Source organism: Clostridium sp. AF50-3 (genome assembly GCF_003477445.1).
In the GTDB taxonomy this organism is placed as follows: Bacteria; Bacillota; Clostridia; order Lachnospirales; family Lachnospiraceae; genus Otoolea; species Otoolea fessa.
In genome coordinates, this window is sequence record NZ_QUDH01000002.1 from 120,357 (window position 1) to 138,317 (window position 17,961).

Consider the following 17,961-nt stretch of genomic DNA (forward strand, 5'->3'; position numbering starts at 1 on the left):
GTATTGGAGCTCATTGGAAACATATAATGTTTCTGTCATAAATTCATGGACTCGAGGAACAAAATCAATAACGCTTCCTGCTGGCACATACATCATAGGGCAGCGCTCTGATGTAAACTGCTCAAACAGCATATATCTTGATACGAGAATAGATACCTTCAAACAAGATCTACCTTTATATGAAAAAGCCTTAAACATTCCCACAACCACAGCACGTAATGATGTGACTGAATATCGTTCATGTAATAATACCTTTGCTATGGGGTTTTCCAAGGAAACCACTTTATATTTTTTCTGCTGGGCTGATTCGCCTATCACGATTCAATACGAAATATGGGCGATTAAAATTAAGTGAAATAGCGAGACCTTATTTACCAATGCTCTTCATACTGTCGTTAGCACTGACAGTATGAAGAGCATTGGTAAATAAGGTCTCGCTATTTTGTGGAGAGAACCAGAAATGATACATCATGCTAATATAAAATAAGTAAATCCTATTAATAAGGAGGAAAAATATTATGGATAAAATGATTCTCAAAGACAACACAACAGTCGAACTGCAGACAGGAGCATCCCTGTCAGCGGTAACAGCCAAGTTTGACAGCAAGGATGCTATGCTGGAAACTTGGAAAACACTGACTCTGGAAAATCTGGCAGAAGTAAAATTCCAGAATAATGCTGGAATGACTGTCGGGACATATAAGGACTTGATTCTTGAATCTGAAACCTCGCAGGAAGTATCTGATGGCGTACAGACCACGTTTTCTTTCCGTGCGAAAACCGACACAGAGAAACGCTTGGATGCTCTGGAAGAGGGGCAGACAGTGCAGGACGAGGCGATCAGCGACCTGGGGGAAGCCACCAGCGAACTGGCAGAGAAAGAAGGTGTAGAGTAATGGGTGCGTTTTATGGGAAAAGAATCAGAAGCGGGAAAATGACACTGGAAGAGGTGCCGCTCTATTGGCGCGCAGCAGCAGAAAAATGGTTAAAAGAACATCCGGAGGATAAGATGAATACAGAGATTATAGTAGCCCTGATAGCGTCCGCCGGTGGTATCCTGGGAGCCTTTGTTGGTGTGATTGCATCAGCGCAGCTGACCACCTATCGCATCCAGCAGCTCGAGAAAAAGGTGGAAAAGCACAACACGGTGATTGAGCGTACATATAAATTAGAAGAGAACCAGGCAGTAATGGAAGAGCAGATCAAAGTTGCGAATCATCGGATTGCGGATCTGGAAAATGGAAAGGAGGGTTAAGGTATGCAGATAAAAGATTATGTAAAACCGGAATTACTGGTGGTGGCGCTCGTGCTGTATTTTATTGGAATGTGGCTGAAACAGAGCGAAACGGTAAAAGGCAAGTATATCCCATTAATAAATGGCGGTATCGGCGTGCTGATTTGCGCGATCTATGTCTTCGCCACCTGCGGGTGTTCCAATGGTCAGGATATTGCTCTGGCTGTGTTTACGGCACTGACGCAGGGCGTTCTTGTAGCCGGATTATCCACTTACGTAAATCAGCTTTTAAAACAATCAAATAAAGAAGAATAGGAGGAGGTGATCCAACTATCTCCCGCCGGCAGTCCGGGTTATGGCTGCCATCGCGAAACAAACGGGGAAAATCAGCGAATATCGATAGAATGAAAAAGATTTCTATGCTATAATGTCAAAGTTACCGCCTCCTATACCGGTACGGAAAGGAGGTGCATAGCTTGGAAGATGCAGTTATTTCTCTTATTATTTCTATCGCGGCAGGTGTGATTAGCCATCTCATTTGCAAATGGCTGGATAGAAATAAGTAGTCGGTAACCAGCCTATGGTATAAGCCGCCATGCAAGAATGGAATAGAAAACCCCAAGGATTGCGACTCCTTGGGGTTTTCGTTTTGCATAACTTGGATGCAATTATTTCTCTTAGCCTATTGGCATTATAGCATATGCGAAAATTCTTTGCAAGATACCTCGGAAGACAAAATTTCATATTTTTTCATATTATTAAAGAAAAGAGGACAAAACCATGAGAGATATCACGTTATGCCACCCGCGCCTCCAGAAACTTATCGCACAGCTTACAAGCGAATGCGCGAATGCCGGACTGCCGATCAAGATCGGAGAATCGTTTCGGAGCGTGACCGAGCAGGATGCACTGTACGCACAGGGCAGGACTCAGCCGGGCAGTATTGTCACGAATGCTAGGGGCAGCAGCTATAGCAGCCAGCATCAATGGGGCATTGCAGCGGATTTCTACCGGGCAGATGGAAAAGGCGCCTATAATGAATCAGGAGATTATTTTAAGAAAGTCGGAGAGCTTGCCAAAAAGCTGGGGCTTGGATGGGGCGGCGATTGGAAAAGCATCGTAGACAAGCCACACGTATATTTGCCGGATTGGGGCAGCGGTACTGGGATTTTGAAACAGAAATATGGGACATTTGAGGCGTTTAAAAAGACCTGGGCGGCGGAGAACAACACGGTACCAGAACAGCCAAAAACGGTGATCATCGATCTTAAAGAAATTAAGAGCGGCATACGCGGGTTGAGAGTCACTGCGTCCTCACTTATCATACGAACAACTCCAAAAGGTACAGACACAGGCAAGCGCTACACCAAGGATCAGCGTGTGCAGCCAATTAATAAATGCTTTGCCGACGGCGATCCGTGGATCCAGACTGCGGACGGCTGGGTGTCTGGCAAGTATCTTACTGGCTGGGTGTGCCAGGACGGACGCTGGTGGTATCTGACAAACGACTACACGTATCTGCATGATACAGTCTGCCAGATTGACGGACAGGCGTATGCGTTTGATTCTGACGGCTGGATGATTACAGCAGATCGGATAGCAGAGGACGGACATATCCAGAATGTGTGAAGTGATGTAAAAATAGTCCTTTTTTCGTGTTGCATTCGTGTTGCATAATACCTTTAAAAAGCCTGTTTTTACATTTACATGTTTTACCTCTAAAACACCAAAAGCCCTTGAAAATAAAGGAAAAATCCAATATTTTCAAGGGCTTTCAAATCTGCCGGCTGCGGGACTTGAACCCGCACGGTGTTGCCACCAATGGATTTTGAGTCCACCTCGTCTGCCATTCCGACAAGCCGGCTGTCTATCGACGCTTTTTATCTTACCAAAATTGGAGACAGATTGCAACTGTTTTTTTGTTTGTTTTGAAATTAAGAAGCGAAGCATTCGCAGGGGCTTGCGTGTTTCATTAAAATAAGGTATGATTAGGTTCAAATGGGTTTATGAACGCGTCATGCGTGAATGATAATTCATATGGAATGACAGACTGGAAAAGGAGGTGGCGTCTGTGACCTGTCGGGAAGCGGAGCGTCTTGTGACGCCGTATATCCAGGATAAACTGAGCGGGGATGAGCTGGAAGCGTTTCTGGAGCATCTGGAACATTGCCGCAACTGTCAGGAAGAATTGGAAATTTATTTTATGGTGGATGTCGGACTGAAACAGCTGGACACCGGATCGGGTACTTTTGATATCATGGGCGCACTGCAGAAGCGGATCGCTGAGTCATATGCCCGTGTGCGCCGGATGTGGCGCTTCCGGAAAATGGAGTATGCGGTCAATACGCTGGGCGTGATGGCGGTATTGGTGACGGTGATGCTGCAGGTCAGGATTTGGCTGGCACCATAGAAAAAAGCAACAAGTGATAGAACAGGAGACGGAAACAGATGGGCAAATTAGTGCTGATAGATGGTCATAGTATACTCAACCGGGCATTTTACGGGGTGCCGGAGTTGACAAATTCGAAGGGACTCCACACCAATGCAGTGTACGGATTTTTAAATATCATGTTCCGGGTGATCGAAGATGAGGGGGCAGACTATCTGGCAGTGGCATTTGACTTGAAAGAGCCGACATTCCGTCACAAAATGTATGCGGCATACAAGGGAACGAGAAAACCGATGCCGCAGGAGCTGCATGAGCAGGTTCCGGTGATGAAGGAAGTGCTGACAGCGATGGGCGTGCCGATTCTTACCAAGGCGGGGTATGAGGCAGACGATATTCTGGGAACGATCGCGAAACGCTGTGCGGCGGAGGGCGTGGAGGTTTCTATCGTATCAGGAGATCGTGACCTGCTGCAGCTTGCAGATACGCACATTAAGATTCGGATGCCGCGTACTTCGAAAGGTACGACGGAGATACGCGACTATTACCCGGAGGATGTGAAGGCGGAGTATCAGGTGACGCCGATCGAATTTATTGATGTAAAGGCGCTGATGGGCGATACTTCGGATAATATTCCGGGGGTGCCATCGATCGGTGAAAAGACGGCAACCAGCCTGATTACCACCTACGGAAGCATTGAGAATGCGTATGCACACATTGATGAGGTAAAGCCGCCGCGCGCACAGAAAGCGCTTCGGGAGCATTATGACATGGCGCAGATGAGCAAGGATCTGGCAACGATCCGCATCAATTGCGAGATTGGTTTTTCGCTGGAGGAGGCGAAGCTGGATTCGCTTTACACGCCGGAGGCATATCAGTATATGAAGCAGCTGGAATTTAAGTCCATTCTGCAGAAATTTGGTGAGGACGCCTTTGCGTCATCAGAAATGGAAAAATCTTTCCGTCTGGTAAATGATTTTGGCGAGGCACAGGTGATTTTTGACCGTGCACAGCGCGCGGAGGAGATCGGCGCGCAGCTGGTGATTGAAAAAGGAGAGGTTGTAGCACTGGCGCTCTGCCTGGATGGGACATCGATCTATGCGATCCCGGCGGTTGGGTTCCTGACCGGACAGTATCTGGCGGAGGAGCTGGAACGCCTGATGGAGGTGGTTCCGTCTGTGACGGTTCTGGATCTCAAGAACCAGCTTCCATTTCTTAAAAATCACAGCCGCCGGATCGTGGACGGCATCCGGAATGCAGAAGGAAACCGTGCGGTTATGGACGCAGGCGTGGCGGCGTATCTGTTAAATCCGCTCAAGGATACCTATGGATATGATGACCTGGCGCGCGATTACCTGGATATGACCGTGCCGTCACAGGTCGATTTGCTTGGAAAAACGGCGCTGTCGGATGCATTTGAGACAATGCCGGAGAAAGCGTTGAATTGTGTCTGCTACATGGCATATACGGCGTGGAAATCGCGGGAAATCCTGCTGGGGCGGCTTCGAAGACATGGAATGCTGCATCTCTTTTATGAGATAGAGATGCCGGTTATTTACAGCCTCTACCATATGGAAGAGGAAGGTATTCAGGTGCGCCGGGAGGAATTGAAAGCCTACGGCGAACGCCTCCAGACGCAGGTAGAGAAACTGGAGCAGGAGATTTACGCCGAGACGGGCTGTGAATTTAATATTAATTCCCCGAAGCAGCTGGGTGAGGTTTTATTTGAAAAAATGTCCCTGCCGGGCGGCAAAAAGACGAAGACCGGCTATTCGACGGCGGCGGATGTGCTGGAAAAACTGGCGCCGGAGTATCCGGTTGTGAGGAAAGTATTAGATTATCGCCAGGTGGCGAAACTCAAATCGACCTATGCGGACGGGCTGGGTGCATTTATCCGGGAGGACGGACGAATCCACGGAACCTTTAACCAGACGATCACAGCGACAGGACGTATCAGCAGTACAGAGCCGAACCTGCAGAACATTCCGGTGCGTATGGAGCTGGGACGCGAGATCCGGAAGCTGTTTGTACCGCGCGAGGGTTGTGTGCTGGTTGACGCTGATTATTCCCAGATTGAGCTGCGTGTGCTGGCGCATATGTCGAATGACAAGAACCTCATCCAGGCATACCGGCAGGCGGAGGACATCCACGCGATCACGGCGTCGCAGGTATTCCATGTGCCGCTTGAGGAAGTGACACCGCAGCTTCGCCGCAATGCAAAAGCAGTCAATTTCGGTATCGTATATGGTATCAGCGCGTTTGGGCTGGGCGAAGATCTCGGTATTTCCCGCAAGGAAGCGACCGAGTACATTGAGCGCTACTTTGAAACCTACCCGGATGTCAAACGTTTTCTCGATGGTCTGGTAAAAACGGGCAGGAAATACGGCGAGGTCAAGACTATGTATGGGCGTGTGAGACCGATTCCGGAGCTGAAATCCGGCAATTTTATGCAGCGTTCGTTCGGTGAGCGTGTGGCGATGAATTCCCCGATTCAGGGAACTGCAGCCGACATTATCAAGATTGCGATGATCCGCGTCGATCAACGCCTGCGCCGCGAAGGACTGCGTTCCCGCATTGTCCTCCAAGTGCACGATGAACTCCTGATTGAAACCTGGAAAGAAGAGCTGGAACAGGTGCAGTCGATTCTGGCGACGGAGATGAAACGTGCGGCGCAGCTGCAGGTGGAGCTGGAAATCGATATGAAGATGGGAAATTCGTGGTTTGAAACGAAATAATGGAAAGGTACAGATAAACATGAAGATAATCAGTATTACCGGAGGCGTTGGTTCCGGTAAGAGTGAGGTCCTGCGTGTGCTGCAGGAGGAATTTGACGCGGAAATTATTAAGGCAGATGAAGTGGCTCACCAGCTCATGGAGCCGGGTAAGAAAGGCTATCAGCATGTGTAGAGGCGTTGGGTGATTCCTTTTTAAATAAGGACGGCAGCATTGACCGCAAAAAGCTGGCGGCGCTTATTTTCCAGAATAAAGAGGCGGTGGAGACGATGAACGCCATCATCCACCCGATGGCGTGGGAGGAGATCCGCTATGCGATCAACCATTCCGACAAGGAGATCATCGTTGTGGAGGCAGCTCTCTATGATGACGACCACAATGCGATGTTTGATGAAATCTGGTATGTATACACATCGGTGGAGAACCGCATCAAGCGTCTGATGGCAAGCCGCGGCTACAGCGAGGAAAAATGCCGGGGCATCATGGCAAATCAGGCATCCGAGGACGATTACCGGAGTTTTGCGACGCGTGTGTTGGACAACAACGGCGGGATTGAGGATATTCGGAAGCAGATAGCGTCATTTTTAGGAAAAGAGGATTAGGATACATATGCGGATGGTTAGTATTGCCAGCGGCAGCAGCGGGAATTGTATTTATATAGGAAGCGACAACACCCACGTTCTGGTGGATGCGGGGATCAGCAACAAGCGTATTGAGATGGGGTTAAATGACCTGGGGCTGAATGCGCGGGAACTGGATGGAATTCTCATCACGCATGAACATTCCGACCACATCAAAGGGCTCGGCGTGCTGGCGCGCAAATATGGCACACCTATTTACAGCACAAAAGAGACATTAGAGGAAATTCAGGATTCCAAGAGTCTTGGCGAGATTCCGGAAGATCTGATGCACCCGATTACGCCGGATGTTGATTTTATGGTAGGAGATCTGGAAGTCAAACCGTTCCGGATCGACCATGATGCAGCGAATCCTGTTGCCTACCGGGTTCAGAATGAAAAAAGATCGGTGGCGGTGGCGACGGATATGGGGCATTATTCCCAGTACATCATTGACCATCTGCAGGGGCTGGATGCGATTTTGCTGGAAGCCAACCACGATGTCAAAATGCTGGAGGCAGGACCGTATCCGTATTACCTGAAGCGTCGTATCTTAGGCGATTACGGACACCTTTCCAATGAAAATGCGGGGCGGCTTTTAAGTTCCATTCTGCATGACAATTTGAAGCACATTTTCCTGGGGCATCTGAGTAAGGAAAATAATTACGAAGAGCTGGCATATGAGACGGTGCGTCTGGAGATCACAGAGGGAGATACGCCGTATAAGGCGAATGATTTCCCGATCACAGTGGCAAAACGCGATGCAGTGTCGCAGATTGTGACGGTGTAGAAGACGTAAAAGTATTAAAATTGGTTATACAAAGTCTGAAAATAAGCCAGAAGATATATTTGGGGTTATGGCTTGGAGGCATGGACAAACATCGTTACTGTACACGCATACGTGTCCAGTAACGGAATTTGCCGTGGCTTCGCATTTAAATACGGCAAATTCCTGCTGGCACCACGTTTTCTTACGGCACTTTCGGTTCCAAAAGTGCCTACCCGTGTACAGTAACGAAATATCATTTTAGGTATAAAAGTTAGCAGCCGGAAGGCAGTTGAATTTTTATAGAAATTAGTAAGTCATAAAAACATTTCCGCCATAGGACGGAGAGCACACAGGAGGATGAAACCTATGAGTAAGATTATTATTACTATCGTTGGACAGGACCGCGTCGGTATCGTTGCAAAAACGTGTAATTATCTGGCTGACCACAACATGAACATTCTTGACATCACGCAGACGATCCTGCAGGAATATTTCAACATGATGATGATCGTGGATATTTCCGGTTCCAAGACATCCTTTGATGATATGGCGCATGAGCTGGACAAGCTGGGACAGGAGATAGGCGTAAAGATTCTCTGTCAGAGAGAAGAGATTTTTACCAGTATGCACAGAATCTAAGCAAATATTTTCAGAAAGGACGTAAAACCAATGATTAACATGCAGGAAGTTCTGGAAACTAATAACATGATCGCGCATGAAAAACTGGATGTGCGGACGATCACGATGGGTATCAGCCTCTTAGACTGTGTGGACAGTGATCTGGCGAAGATGAATGAGAAGATCTACAATAAGATTACAACTTATGCGAAAGATCTTGTATCGACCGGCGATGCCATCGGACGTGAATTTGGGGTTCCGATCGTCAATAAACGTATCTCGGTTACTCCGATCGCGCTGGTAGGTGGAAGTGCCTGCAAGAAGAGCGAGGATTTTGTAGAGATTGCGAAAACACTTGATAAGGCAGCGAAAGAAGTGGGCGTCAACTTTATCGGAGGCTATTCTGCATTGGTTTCCAAGGGAATGACACCGGCGGAAGAGCTTCTGATCCGCTCGATCCCGCAGGCACTTGCCTGTACAGACCGTGTGTGCAGCTCCATCAATGTCGGTTCTACCAAGACAGGTCTTAACATGGATGCGGTCCGTCTGATGGGCGAGATGGTTGTGGCAACCGCAGAGGCAACGAAGGACAATGATTCCCTCGGCTGTGCGAAGCTGGTTGTATTCTGCAACGCGCCGGATGATAACCCGTTCATGGCAGGTGCATTCCATGGCGTGACTGAGGCGGATGCGATCATCAACGTCGGCGTCAGCGGTCCGGGAGTTGTAAAGACGGCTCTGGAAAAGGTACGTGGCGAGAACTTTGAGGTGCTGTGTGAGACGATCAAGAAGACGGCGTTCAAGATCACCCGTGTTGGACAGCTGGTAGCACAGGAGGCATCCAAACGTCTGGGCGTTCCGTTTGGCATCATTGATCTGTCGCTGGCACCGACTCCGGCAGTCGGAGACAGTGTGGCGGAGATTCTGGAAGAGATCGGCTTAGAGCGCAGTGGTGCACCGGGTACAACAGCAGCGCTGGCAATGTTAAATGATCAGGTTAAGAAGGGCGGCATCATGGCGTCCTCCTATGTTGGCGGACTCAGCGGTGCGTTTATTCCGGTCAGCGAGGATCAGGGCATGATCGATGCAGTTTCTGAGGGTGCGCTTACGATTGAGAAGCTGGAAGCAATGACCTGTGTCTGCTCTGTAGGTCTTGATATGATTGCGATCCCAGGCGATACGAAAGCGACCACGATCGCCGGTATCATCGCGGACGAGGCGGCAATCGGCATGATCAACCAGAAGACAACGGCAGTCCGCCTGATTCCGGTCATCGGAAAAACAGTGGGCGATACGGCAGAGTTCGGCGGTCTGCTTGGCTATGCGCCGATCATTCCGGTCAACCGTTTCTCCTGCGACAACTTTGTCAAACGTACCGGACGTATCCCGGCACCAGTACACAGCTTTAAGAACTAATAGGAGTTTCATATGGATAAATCACAGGAACTGAGAGAGGTGCTTCTGCGGTATCTTGATGCCGATCTGGAGCGAATCATTTTCAGCAACCCGAGAACCCGTGAATCCTATCTGAAATTAACTGTGCGTCCTCTGCTTCTGCGGGGGGCGCTTGCTTTTCAGACGGAAGAATTTACGGAAAAACAGGCATTTCAGAAAAATCAGAACGCAGAAAAGACCGCCGAGTACCTGCTCGGAGAACTGGAAAACCGTTACCGCAATGCGGAGATCGCGTCGCTTCACGGGATTGTCAATATTCTGATCAGTAAGAAGGGGACAGTGACGATCAAAGAGAAGAAGGTAGGGGTTAAAAGGGCAGAGAATCGGACGGTATCGGTGGCAGCAGGTGATGTGCAGAAAGCTGGAAAGCAGATGTCGGCGAAGAGTCATGCAGATGTGAAAGAAAATTCGCTCGAAAAATCGGGTCAGAGTCAGTCAAGTCACGAAAACGGAAAGATGCAGAGAAGTGCTAAAATACAGGGAAATGGTAAACTGCAGAGCAATGCGAAACAGCAGAAAAATGCCGGAACAGGACTGTCAGCTGGCATGGATGCCGCAGCGTTTTCAGAACGTCTGGCTTCGTTATCCCATAACCGTACTAAAAAATACGTCCTTCAGGAAGGCGTCCCAGTCCCATTTCTAGTAGATCTCGGTGTCATGACGGCAGAAGGCAAAGTTGTAAAATCCCGCTACGACAAATTTCGCCAGATCAACCGTTTCCTGGAATTTATTGAGGATGTACTTCCGAATCTCGATCCGAACCGGACGAATACGATCATTGATTTCGGATGCGGGAAATCATATCTGACGTTTGCGATGTATTACTATCTGCATGTGCTGAAAAAATATTCGATCCGTGTCATCGGTCTGGATTTGAAAAAAGATGTCATTGCGCTCTGCAACCGCCTGAGCAAGAAGTTTGGATTTGAGAACCTGACCTTCCTGCACGGCGACATCGCCGGATATGAGGGCGTCGATCAGGTCGATATGGTCGTGACGCTGCACGCCTGTGATACAGCGACCGATTATGCGCTGGCAAAAGCGGTCAAATGGGGCGCAAAAGTCATTCTTTCCGTTCCATGCTGTCAGCATGAGATTAACAAGCAGATTCAGAACGACCTTCTGTCGCCGGTTTTACAGTACGGCCTTCTGAAAGAACGTATGTCGGCGCTTCTGACCGACGGAATCCGTGGGCAGCTCCTCGAAATGTCCGGCTACCGGACGCAGATTCTCGAATTCATCGACATGGAACACACACCGAAAAATATCATGATCCGTGCGATCCGCCAGGGCAAGAAAGCAGACGGGGCGGCACTGGAAGCGATGATGAAGAAACTGCATGTGAAGCCGACGTTGTATGGGTTGTTGGTGGGGGAAGAGGCGTAGGAAATTTAGAAAGCACTTTTATGGGGGTTGATAATGCTGGACAGTTATAGCTGATAAAACCTCTTCGCAAATTCCAAAAACACCCCGCCTTCCTCTGCCATATACTTAACCGGCGAATACACCAGATAGAGTTTCCGGAGAAAGGCAGCTTCCCCAAGCGGAAAGAGAAGCAGTTTCCCCTGCCGTGCATCTGCCTGCACAGTTGCTTTTGAGAGAATGGAGATGCCCATTCCCAGCATGATACACTGCTTGAGGGCGGCGGCATCGTCCATCACGGCAATAACATTTAAATCATCGAGTGAAAGCCCTTTATTTTTCAGGAAATGAAGGGTTTCCTGCTTTGTGCCGGAATTATCTTCCCGGAGCAGAAACGGTTCTTTTAAGAGGGCATCCAGCGGTGATGGCATAGTCTGGTAAGCCTGATAATGCGGCGTGGCGGGGGCGGCGATCACAAGCTCATCGGAGGCAAAGGGGAGAAATTCGCAGGAGGTGTCCGAGGTAGTAGTTCCGACCAGACCGATGTCGCAGATGCCGTCATCCACCTTATGTACAACGTCCAGGCTGTCTGAGCAGGAGGCATAGACACGGATATCAGGATGAACTGCGTGATAAGCGCTTAAAAGTTCCGGCAGAAAATAAAGGGACGGAACGGAGGATGCGCCGATCCGAAGCTGCGGTTTCGTCTCGTTGGCGAGTTCCACGATTGCTTTCTGCTGCAGGGTCAGAATCTCCGTGGCATAGGAATATAATTTTGTCCCGGCAGGAGTCAGGGAGAGCGATTTGGTGGTGCGCTTTAAAAGCTGGGTGTGAAATTCCTCCTCCAGACTGCGGATGTGGGCGCTGACAGTCGGCTGTGAGATGTACAGCTTCTGGGCGGCAAGCGAAAAACTCTGATATTTGACGGTGTACACGAAAGCTTCTAATTGGCGGATGTCCATATATTTAAAATCCTTTCTATAGATAAAATCAATTTTTAATGATTCTGTGATAAAATCCAAAATTAAAATGAATAGTAGACAGGTGAAAACAATCTCTAAAGAAGAGTGTAGCTTTATTTATTGAAAATATCAATAAGTTTATAGCAAATATCAATATAAACGATTTTACCATAAAAATACAGGATGTTATACTTGTCTGCGGAAAGTATGGATAGATCCATGAAATGTACGCGCTTGAAATTTTTCTTGTTTGATTTTGTGAGATGATTTTTTTGCCAGATGCACTCAAATTTCTGATATGTATTGATGAAATGTGAGTGTGGTGCGTGAAATCACCCACAATGACGAGTGTGAGAAAAACTTTAAGAGTACATGAAATAAAAAAGGAGGCAGGTATGAAAGTATTTGACAAGACATGGAAGCTGGCAGTGGCAGGCGCGCTTGTGGGTGTGCTGGCAGCATTGCTGGCGTATTTTGGAAATCCGGCCAATATGGCGATCTGTATTGCGTGCTTCGTACGTGATACGGCGGGCGCTCTGAAACTTCACTCAGCAGCACCGGTTCAGTATTTCCGTCCGGAGATTGTAGGATTTGCAGTGGGAGCATTTGCGATCTCACTGGCGACGAATGAGTATAAGGCGACGGAAGGCTCTTCACCGATGATCCGCTTTGTTCTGGGTGCGATCATGGTAATCGGCGCGCTGGTATTTTTAGGGTGTCCGCTGCGTATGGTTCTGCGTATGGCAGCCGGTGACCTGAATGCGTATGTAGCGCTGGTTGGATTTGCAGGCGGTATTGCAACTGGTTCGTTCTTCCTGAAAAAGGGATTTTCGCTGGGCAGAGCGTATGAGACGCAGAAATCAAGCGGATATGTGCTTCCGGTGCTCCTTCTGGCGCTTTTTATCATTGGAGCAGTAACAGGCGTATACGCAGCCAGCACGGAAGGACCGGGAAGCAAGCATGCACCGGTTCTGATTTCCCTAGTTGCGGCTCTCCTGATTGGTGCATTGGCACAGAAGAGCCGTATGTGTTTTGCAGGTAGCATCCGTGATGTGATTCTGATGAAAAACTTTGATCTGCTCAGCATTATCGGCGCACTGTTTGCAGTCATGCTGATTTTTAACCTTGCAACTGGCAATTTCCATTTGAGCTTTTCCGGTCAGCCGATCGCGCACTCCCAGCATCTCTGGAATATTCTGGGTATGTATGCCGTTGGATTTGCAGCCGTTCTGGCTGGCGGATGCCCGCTGCGTCAGATCATTCTGGCAGGGCAGGGCTCCTCGGACAGTGCGGTAACCTTTCTGGGAATGCTGTTAGGTGCGGCACTTGCACACAATTTTAACCTGGTTGGTGCGGCAGCAAAAGCGGCAACCGAGACAGAGGCAGCCGTTTTGGGTGGTCCGGCGATGCCGGGCAAAATTGCCGTAATTGTATGTATTGCCCTGTTATTCGTGATTGCAGCGGCAAATATGAAACGTAGAAAGAAATAAAGAAAAGAGGAAACGGAAAATGTCAGATTTTGTTGAGGTAGATGTGCGGGGACTCTCCTGTCCGGAACCGGTTTTGATGGTGATGGATGCGATGGATGAACATCCGGGAAAACAGATCCGTGTGCTTGGCGATGAGGCACACACCCGGACGAATATTGAGCGCACGTTGGAGTATCATGGAAAAGAGGGGCACACCAAGGTGCTGGAAAACGGCTGTTTCACCATTACCTTTGAAGCGTGATGCTGCTCTGGAATATTAAATAGGTGGAAATGATGAGGCAGAAACGGGAATATCGGATTTTTACCTTTCACACGACGGCTGCGGCGATGGAGATGGAGGCATTCTGCCGGGAACAGGGAATCAGAGGGCGCCTGGTGCCTGTCCCACGCGAACTCTCAGCAGGCTGTGGAATTGCCTGGCGGATGGAACCGGCGGAATATGAACGGTTTCAGGGAGTGATTGCGGAGAGCCAAATTGAGATCGAGCAGAGCTGTGTGGTTATGAATTAAATAAAATGTTATGTTAGAGCAGGCATCATAGAAAAAGTATATAGGAAAAAGCGGCGGTATCGGCAGTGGCGAGACATTCAAAAAAGAATGGAGCGCTGACTGTGTGATATCGCTGCTTTTTGGCGTGTAAATCGAGGTCAGAATGAGGTCATTGAGGTCAGAAATCAAATCATGACCTCGATGACCTCATTTGTGACCTCGATGATCCCAATATTTTGAAATATTATTCTCCCGCCTTCGCCTCCTCCAGCAGCCGTGCAATCTCCCCCCGCACCAGCTAGAATGCAACCTCATTCCGTCCACTGTTTGTAACGACATCCGCGTAGGCGCGGGTCGGTTCAACAAAGAGAGCATGCATCGGTTTGACGGTAGTCAGATACTGGTCGATGATGTTTTCGATATCGCGTCCGCGCTCTTTCGTGTCACGTAAGATTCGGCGGAGGATGCGCTCGTCGGCGTCGGCATCGACGAAAATGCGGATGTCGAGCAGATTGCGGAGTGCTTCGTCATAGAGAACGAGAATGCCCTCCAACAGGATAACCGGGCGCGGCTCGATGTGAATGGTTGCTTTGGCGCGGTTGTGGTTGGCGTAGTTGTAGGTTGGACAGTCGATCGCCTCCCAGTTTTTCAGTTTATTAAGGTGCTCAAGAAGCAGCTCTGTCTCAAATGCATCCGGGTGGTCGTAGTTCAGCTTTTTGCGCTGTTCAAATGGCATGTCATCGTGGGCGCGGTAGTAGTTGTCGTGGTAAAGCACGGTTACCTGATCACCAAATGCGTCTTTCAGACGGTTTGTAAAAGTGGATTTTCCTGAACCGGTTCCTCCGGCAATTCCGATGATAATAGGTGATTTTCTATTCACTGTGGTTTCCTCCGTTTGTAAGTTTTATAATTGGTTCATTTTTATACAAAAACCAGTCCTTCTGTATATTCATTTTGAAATACGCCGCTGCGCTTCATCCGCACCGTCTGGTATAAATGCGAGGCGTACACCTCCTGCTCCAGCAGCGCGAGCGCCGACGGGGAGAGGTTCTGGGCGGCATCTGCCATTTTAGTGATGAGGGGGATGCTGCTTTTTTTATGCAGACAGGAGAGCAGAGGCTGCTCTGCCTGCGAAAACCGAGAATTCGTGCATAGAGTGCATATCCCTCGTCCTTCCACCGGGAAATATCTTCCTCGCGCATACCGAGTACCAGATGCAGAAGCGCCCGGCTGACACGCGTGTAGGTAAGCTGGCGCGTCTTTAATGCCTGAATCCGTTCTTCAAAAGAGAGAGGAAAGTAAGGTGGTTTTGCAAGGCGGGCGGCAAGCTCCGGGGAGAGATCTGCGATGCGGGATATAGCCTGCGTATTGGTATCAACAGACAAAGTGCTGGAAGGCATAACGACGTTTGTGGCAGCAATGGAACCTTTCGCTGAAGATTTCTGCATCTGTAAAACAGCCATATTTAAAAGTTCTGAAAAGTCATCCGTAAAAACGGGAAGTGCACCTGCGTATGCGGGATGCGTCACGGCTGGCAGATGAGGTATTAAAATATTAAATAAAATCTCACTTTTTGAATCAGAACCCGGTTCCTGTTTTAGTGAAGCTGGACTATCTGCTGACAGATTTTCATAGCTCTTCCGAACTATCCCGCGAATTGCCGAAGCGGATGGAAACTTTGCTTCAGACAGTGCATCCTCATGATATCCGCTTCCCTCCCGCGAAATCGTATAAAATTCCATCGGGCTGTGCAGATCTTCCGCCGCCCGCAGATATTCAATCCCAAGGATATTATTAGGGGAGTTTAAAATGGAAGACCATATATGAGAGTTCGACACATCTGTATTTGCGTGAAAATCTTCTACATTTTCAACTCTTGTCCCGCCCGCCTGTGTTTCTCCCAGCGCCTTCGCCCGTGCCTGCGGATAAGTCAGTCCCGCCTTCAACCCTTTCCGCAGCCGTTCCTGAAATTCTGCCGATTCGTGGTTCAGCGCAGAAGCAGCCTGCTTAAGGAATTCAATCTGCCCGCATTCACTGCCGAACACAACGGCATCCACACCGATCGCCGACAGAAGCGCGACTCCATAGGCGGCAAATTCATGCGCCGAAGCGGTAGAAAAAGCGACCGGCATCTCAAGTACCAGGTCGGCACCGGCGAGAAGAGCGGCTTTTGTACGACGGTACTTATCAAAGATGGCGGGTTCGCCGCGCTGGACGAAGCTGCCGCTCATCAGGACGACGCAGTAGTCTGCGCCGGTCAGTTCCCTTGCCTGCTGCATATGATACAGATGTCCGGCATGGAACGGGTTATATTCGGTAATTAAACCAACGATTTTCATAAATTTCAATCCTGTTTTTTGCATTTTTGCGAGGAATTTTGTAGCAGCCTATTTATAATAGAAATAAAAATAAAAGACTGTTGCTGTTGCGGCAGAAAATCTGTAAAAAATAGCAGCCATTTTCTGCTTCATTTACATTATATAGTGGAAGTGTGGGAGCGTAAAGGGAAAATTATAGTGCATCTTGTTAAAAATTTAATTAATCAAAAATTTGAAAATCGCTCTTGTATACAATAAACAACTGGTATATAATGTTAGCAGTAATAGACACACACTTATGAAAGGGGTTTTATAACCATGGCATTTATTGACAAGATTAAGGAAAGAGCAAAAGCAGACAAGAAAACCATCGTTCTTCCAGAGTCAATGGACAAGAGAACATACGAGGCAGCTGAGAAAATTCTGAAAGAGGGTATCGCAAATCTGATCATCATCGGTACTCCGGAAGAGATTGAGAAAAACGGCAAAGGCTTCGACATTTCCGGTGCCACCATCGTTGACCCGTACAATGATCCGAATAAGCAGAAATACATCGACAAGTTCGTTGAATTAAGAGGCAAAAAAGGTGTTACTCCGGAAGTCGCAAAAGAGCAGATGGAGAAAGACTATATGTACTATGCTTGCCTGATGTGCAAGTGCGGCGATGCTGACGGCGCTGTATCTGGTGCATGCCATTCTACCGGCAACACCATTCGTCCGGCTCTGCAGCTTCTGAAGACCAAACCGGGTATCAGCTCTGTATCTGGCTTCTTCCTGATGGAAGTTCCGGATTGCGAGTTCGGTGAGAACGGTCTGTTCGTATTCGCTGACTGTGCAGTAAACACTGACTTCGATTCCAACAAGCTGGCTGAGATCGCTGGTCTGTCCGCAGAGAGCTTCAAGATGCTGGTTGGCGCAGAGCCGAAGGTAGCTATGCTGTCCTATTCTTCTATGGGTTCCGCTAAACATGATGATGTTACCAAGGTAGCAGATGCAGTTAAGATTGCCCATGAGAAGTTCCCGGAACTGAAACTGGATGGCGAGCTTCAGCTTGATGCAGCACTGGTTCCGTCTGTAGGCGAGGCTAAGGCACCGGGCAGCACCGTAGCTGGACATGCTAACACCTTAGTATTCCCGTCCCTGGAAGCAGGCAACATTGGTTACAAACTGGTTCAGAGACTTGCAAAAGCTGGCGCTTATGGTCCGGTTCTTCAGGGTCTGTCCATGCCGGTAAACGATCTGTCCAGAGGATGCTTCGCAGACGATATCGTAGGCGTAGTAGCTATCACAGCTGTACAGGCTCAGCAGGCATAATTAATACCAATTGGAATCAAATGGATGTAGAACTGGCACCGCGTCAGAGAATCCTAAATCCGTTTAATTAAGAATTAAAAGTGATAATTACAGTTCAGCCCGGTATTCATACATAATCCTGCAGTTCACAACAGGGCAGTGCAGACGTTTTTGCAGATGCTTCCGTGTGAACCGCATATAGAGAGAATACCTGCGGCTGAATTGTGATGTTATA

At 48.6% G+C, this 17,961-nt stretch carries 17 protein-coding genes, 1 tRNA gene and 1 pseudogene; 15 read left to right on the forward strand and 4 right to left on the reverse strand.

Annotated elements, in window-relative coordinates; all coding sequences use genetic code 11:
• Positions 1-518: 518 nt before the first annotated feature.
• The 4 genes from DW085_RS03045 (at position 519) to DW085_RS03060 (ending at position 2,863) form a co-directional block, all read left to right on the forward strand.
• Positions 519-896 (forward strand): hypothetical protein, encoded by a 378-nt coding sequence (locus tag DW085_RS03045; RefSeq protein WP_118491315.1) that lies wholly within the window; start codon positions 519-521, stop codon positions 894-896.
• Positions 896-1,255 (forward strand): CD1375 family protein, encoded by a 360-nt coding sequence (locus DW085_RS03050; RefSeq protein WP_347474958.1) that lies wholly within the window; start codon positions 896-898, stop codon positions 1,253-1,255. Before DW085_RS03045 ends, DW085_RS03050 begins: the two co-directional genes overlap by 1 nt.
• 3 nt (positions 1,256-1,258) lie before the next feature.
• Positions 1,259-1,549, forward strand: a complete 291-nt coding sequence (locus DW085_RS03055; RefSeq protein ID WP_118491317.1) for a phage holin family protein — start codon at positions 1,259-1,261, stop codon at positions 1,547-1,549.
• Between the two features lie 465 nt (positions 1,550-2,014).
• On the forward strand, positions 2,015-2,863 hold the full coding sequence (locus tag DW085_RS03060) for a M15 family metallopeptidase (RefSeq protein WP_118491319.1): 849 nt from the start codon (positions 2,015-2,017) through the stop codon (positions 2,861-2,863).
• Positions 2,864-3,015: 152 nt separating this feature from the next.
• Here the strand turns inward: DW085_RS03060 and DW085_RS03065 are convergent.
• Positions 3,016-3,098, reverse strand: a tRNA-Leu gene (locus DW085_RS03065).
• Between the two features lie 207 nt (positions 3,099-3,305).
• On the opposite strand from DW085_RS03065, the gene DW085_RS03070 reads away from it, so the two are divergent.
• The 7 genes and pseudogenes from DW085_RS03070 to DW085_RS03100 all read left to right on the forward strand — a co-directional run bounded on the left by DW085_RS03070 (position 3,306) and on the right by DW085_RS03100 (position 11,198).
• Complete coding sequence (locus DW085_RS03070) at positions 3,306-3,644, forward strand: zf-HC2 domain-containing protein (protein ID WP_022360432.1); 339 nt, start codon at positions 3,306-3,308, stop codon at positions 3,642-3,644.
• Between the two features lie 38 nt (positions 3,645-3,682).
• The gene (gene polA, locus DW085_RS03075; protein WP_118491321.1) at positions 3,683-6,355 is read left to right on the forward strand and encodes a DNA polymerase I; all 2,673 of its coding nucleotides are present in this window, start codon (positions 3,683-3,685) and stop codon (positions 6,353-6,355) included.
• Positions 6,356-6,374: 19 nt separating this feature from the next.
• Positions 6,375-6,955 (forward strand): annotated as a pseudogene (coaE, locus tag DW085_RS03080) (dephospho-CoA kinase).
• A gap of 7 nt (positions 6,956-6,962) precedes the next feature.
• A complete protein-coding gene (locus tag DW085_RS03085; RefSeq protein WP_022360435.1) occupies positions 6,963-7,760 on the forward strand; it encodes an MBL fold metallo-hydrolase in 798 nt (265 codons plus the stop codon).
• A gap of 345 nt (positions 7,761-8,105) precedes the next feature.
• On the forward strand, positions 8,106-8,378 hold the full coding sequence (locus tag DW085_RS03090; RefSeq protein ID WP_022360436.1) for an ACT domain-containing protein: 273 nt from the start codon (positions 8,106-8,108) through the stop codon (positions 8,376-8,378).
• Between the two features lie 30 nt (positions 8,379-8,408).
• On the forward strand, positions 8,409-9,773 hold the full coding sequence (locus tag DW085_RS03095) for a PFL family protein (protein WP_106999746.1): 1,365 nt from the start codon (positions 8,409-8,411) through the stop codon (positions 9,771-9,773).
• A 12-nt stretch (positions 9,774-9,785) separates the two neighbouring features.
• Complete coding sequence (locus tag DW085_RS03100; protein ID WP_243033905.1) at positions 9,786-11,198, forward strand: SAM-dependent methyltransferase; 1,413 nt, start codon at positions 9,786-9,788, stop codon at positions 11,196-11,198.
• Between the two features lie 44 nt (positions 11,199-11,242).
• Here the strand turns inward: DW085_RS03100 and DW085_RS03105 are convergent, their stop codons facing one another.
• Entirely contained in the window at positions 11,243-12,136 is an 894-nt protein-coding gene (locus tag DW085_RS03105) for a selenium metabolism-associated LysR family transcriptional regulator (RefSeq protein WP_118637455.1), read from the reverse strand.
• 395 nt (positions 12,137-12,531) lie between these two features.
• Here DW085_RS03105 and yedE point away from each other — a divergent pair, with 395 nt between their 5' ends.
• Genes yedE through DW085_RS03120 form a run of 3 tightly spaced genes read left to right on the forward strand, consistent with a single transcriptional unit; the run spans position 12,532 to position 14,136 of the window.
• Positions 12,532-13,626: a YedE family putative selenium transporter gene (gene yedE / locus DW085_RS03110; protein ID WP_118491324.1), complete on the forward strand. Its 1,095-nt coding sequence runs from the start codon at positions 12,532-12,534 to the stop codon at positions 13,624-13,626.
• Between the two features lie 19 nt (positions 13,627-13,645).
• Entirely contained in the window at positions 13,646-13,867 is a 222-nt protein-coding gene (locus DW085_RS03115; RefSeq protein WP_118481752.1) for a sulfurtransferase TusA family protein, read from the forward strand.
• Positions 13,868-13,899: 32 nt separating this feature from the next.
• The gene (locus tag DW085_RS03120; RefSeq protein ID WP_106999761.1) at positions 13,900-14,136 is read left to right on the forward strand and encodes a DUF3343 domain-containing protein; all 237 of its coding nucleotides are present in this window, start codon (positions 13,900-13,902) and stop codon (positions 14,134-14,136) included.
• Positions 14,137-14,413: 277 nt separating this feature from the next.
• Here the strand turns inward: DW085_RS03120 and udk are convergent, their stop codons facing one another.
• Complete coding sequence (gene udk / locus DW085_RS03125) at positions 14,414-14,995, reverse strand: uridine kinase (RefSeq protein ID WP_118491326.1); 582 nt, start codon at positions 14,993-14,995, stop codon at positions 14,414-14,416.
• A gap of 94 nt (positions 14,996-15,089) precedes the next feature.
• Positions 15,090-16,454 carry a nucleotidyltransferase family protein gene (locus tag DW085_RS03130; protein ID WP_347474959.1) on the reverse strand — a complete coding sequence of 455 codons (1,365 nt, stop codon included), beginning with the start codon at positions 16,452-16,454 and terminating at the stop codon, positions 15,090-15,092.
• Between the two features lie 297 nt (positions 16,455-16,751).
• On the opposite strand from DW085_RS03130, the gene pta reads away from it, so the two are divergent.
• Positions 16,752-17,747, forward strand: a complete 996-nt coding sequence (pta, locus tag DW085_RS03135) for a phosphate acetyltransferase (protein WP_117795259.1) — start codon at positions 16,752-16,754, stop codon at positions 17,745-17,747.
• The last annotated feature ends 214 nt before the right edge of the window (positions 17,748-17,961 follow it).

Excerpts from the sequence above, each read along its gene's own strand:
- DW085_RS03090 (WP_022360436.1), top strand. The coding sequence starts at position 8,106 with ATGAGTAAGATTATTATTACTATCGTTGGACAGGACCGCGTCGGTATC.
- DW085_RS03115 (WP_118481752.1), top strand. The coding sequence starts at position 13,646 with ATGTCAGATTTTGTTGAGGTAGATGTGCGGGGACTCTCCTGTCCGGAA.
- polA (WP_118491321.1), top strand. The coding sequence starts at position 3,683 with ATGGGCAAATTAGTGCTGATAGATGGTCATAGTATACTCAACCGGGCA.
- DW085_RS03130 (WP_347474959.1), bottom strand. The coding sequence starts at position 16,454 with ATGAAAATCGTTGGTTTAATTACCGAATATAACCCGTTCCATGCCGGA.
- DW085_RS03100 (WP_243033905.1), top strand. The coding sequence starts at position 9,786 with ATGGATAAATCACAGGAACTGAGAGAGGTGCTTCTGCGGTATCTTGAT.
- DW085_RS03095 (WP_106999746.1), top strand. The coding sequence starts at position 8,409 with ATGATTAACATGCAGGAAGTTCTGGAAACTAATAACATGATCGCGCAT.
- DW085_RS03120 (WP_106999761.1), top strand. The coding sequence starts at position 13,900 with ATGAGGCAGAAACGGGAATATCGGATTTTTACCTTTCACACGACGGCT.
- DW085_RS03045 (WP_118491315.1), top strand. The coding sequence starts at position 519 with ATGGATAAAATGATTCTCAAAGACAACACAACAGTCGAACTGCAGACA.
- DW085_RS03060 (WP_118491319.1), top strand. The coding sequence starts at position 2,015 with ATGAGAGATATCACGTTATGCCACCCGCGCCTCCAGAAACTTATCGCA.
- yedE (WP_118491324.1), top strand. The coding sequence starts at position 12,532 with ATGAAAGTATTTGACAAGACATGGAAGCTGGCAGTGGCAGGCGCGCTT.
- DW085_RS03085 (WP_022360435.1), top strand. The coding sequence starts at position 6,963 with ATGCGGATGGTTAGTATTGCCAGCGGCAGCAGCGGGAATTGTATTTAT.
- pta (WP_117795259.1), top strand. The coding sequence starts at position 16,752 with ATGGCATTTATTGACAAGATTAAGGAAAGAGCAAAAGCAGACAAGAAA.
- DW085_RS03105 (WP_118637455.1), bottom strand. The coding sequence starts at position 12,136 with ATGGACATCCGCCAATTAGAAGCTTTCGTGTACACCGTCAAATATCAG.
- DW085_RS03055 (WP_118491317.1), top strand. The coding sequence starts at position 1,259 with ATGCAGATAAAAGATTATGTAAAACCGGAATTACTGGTGGTGGCGCTC.
- DW085_RS03050 (WP_347474958.1), top strand. The coding sequence starts at position 896 with ATGGGTGCGTTTTATGGGAAAAGAATCAGAAGCGGGAAAATGACACTG.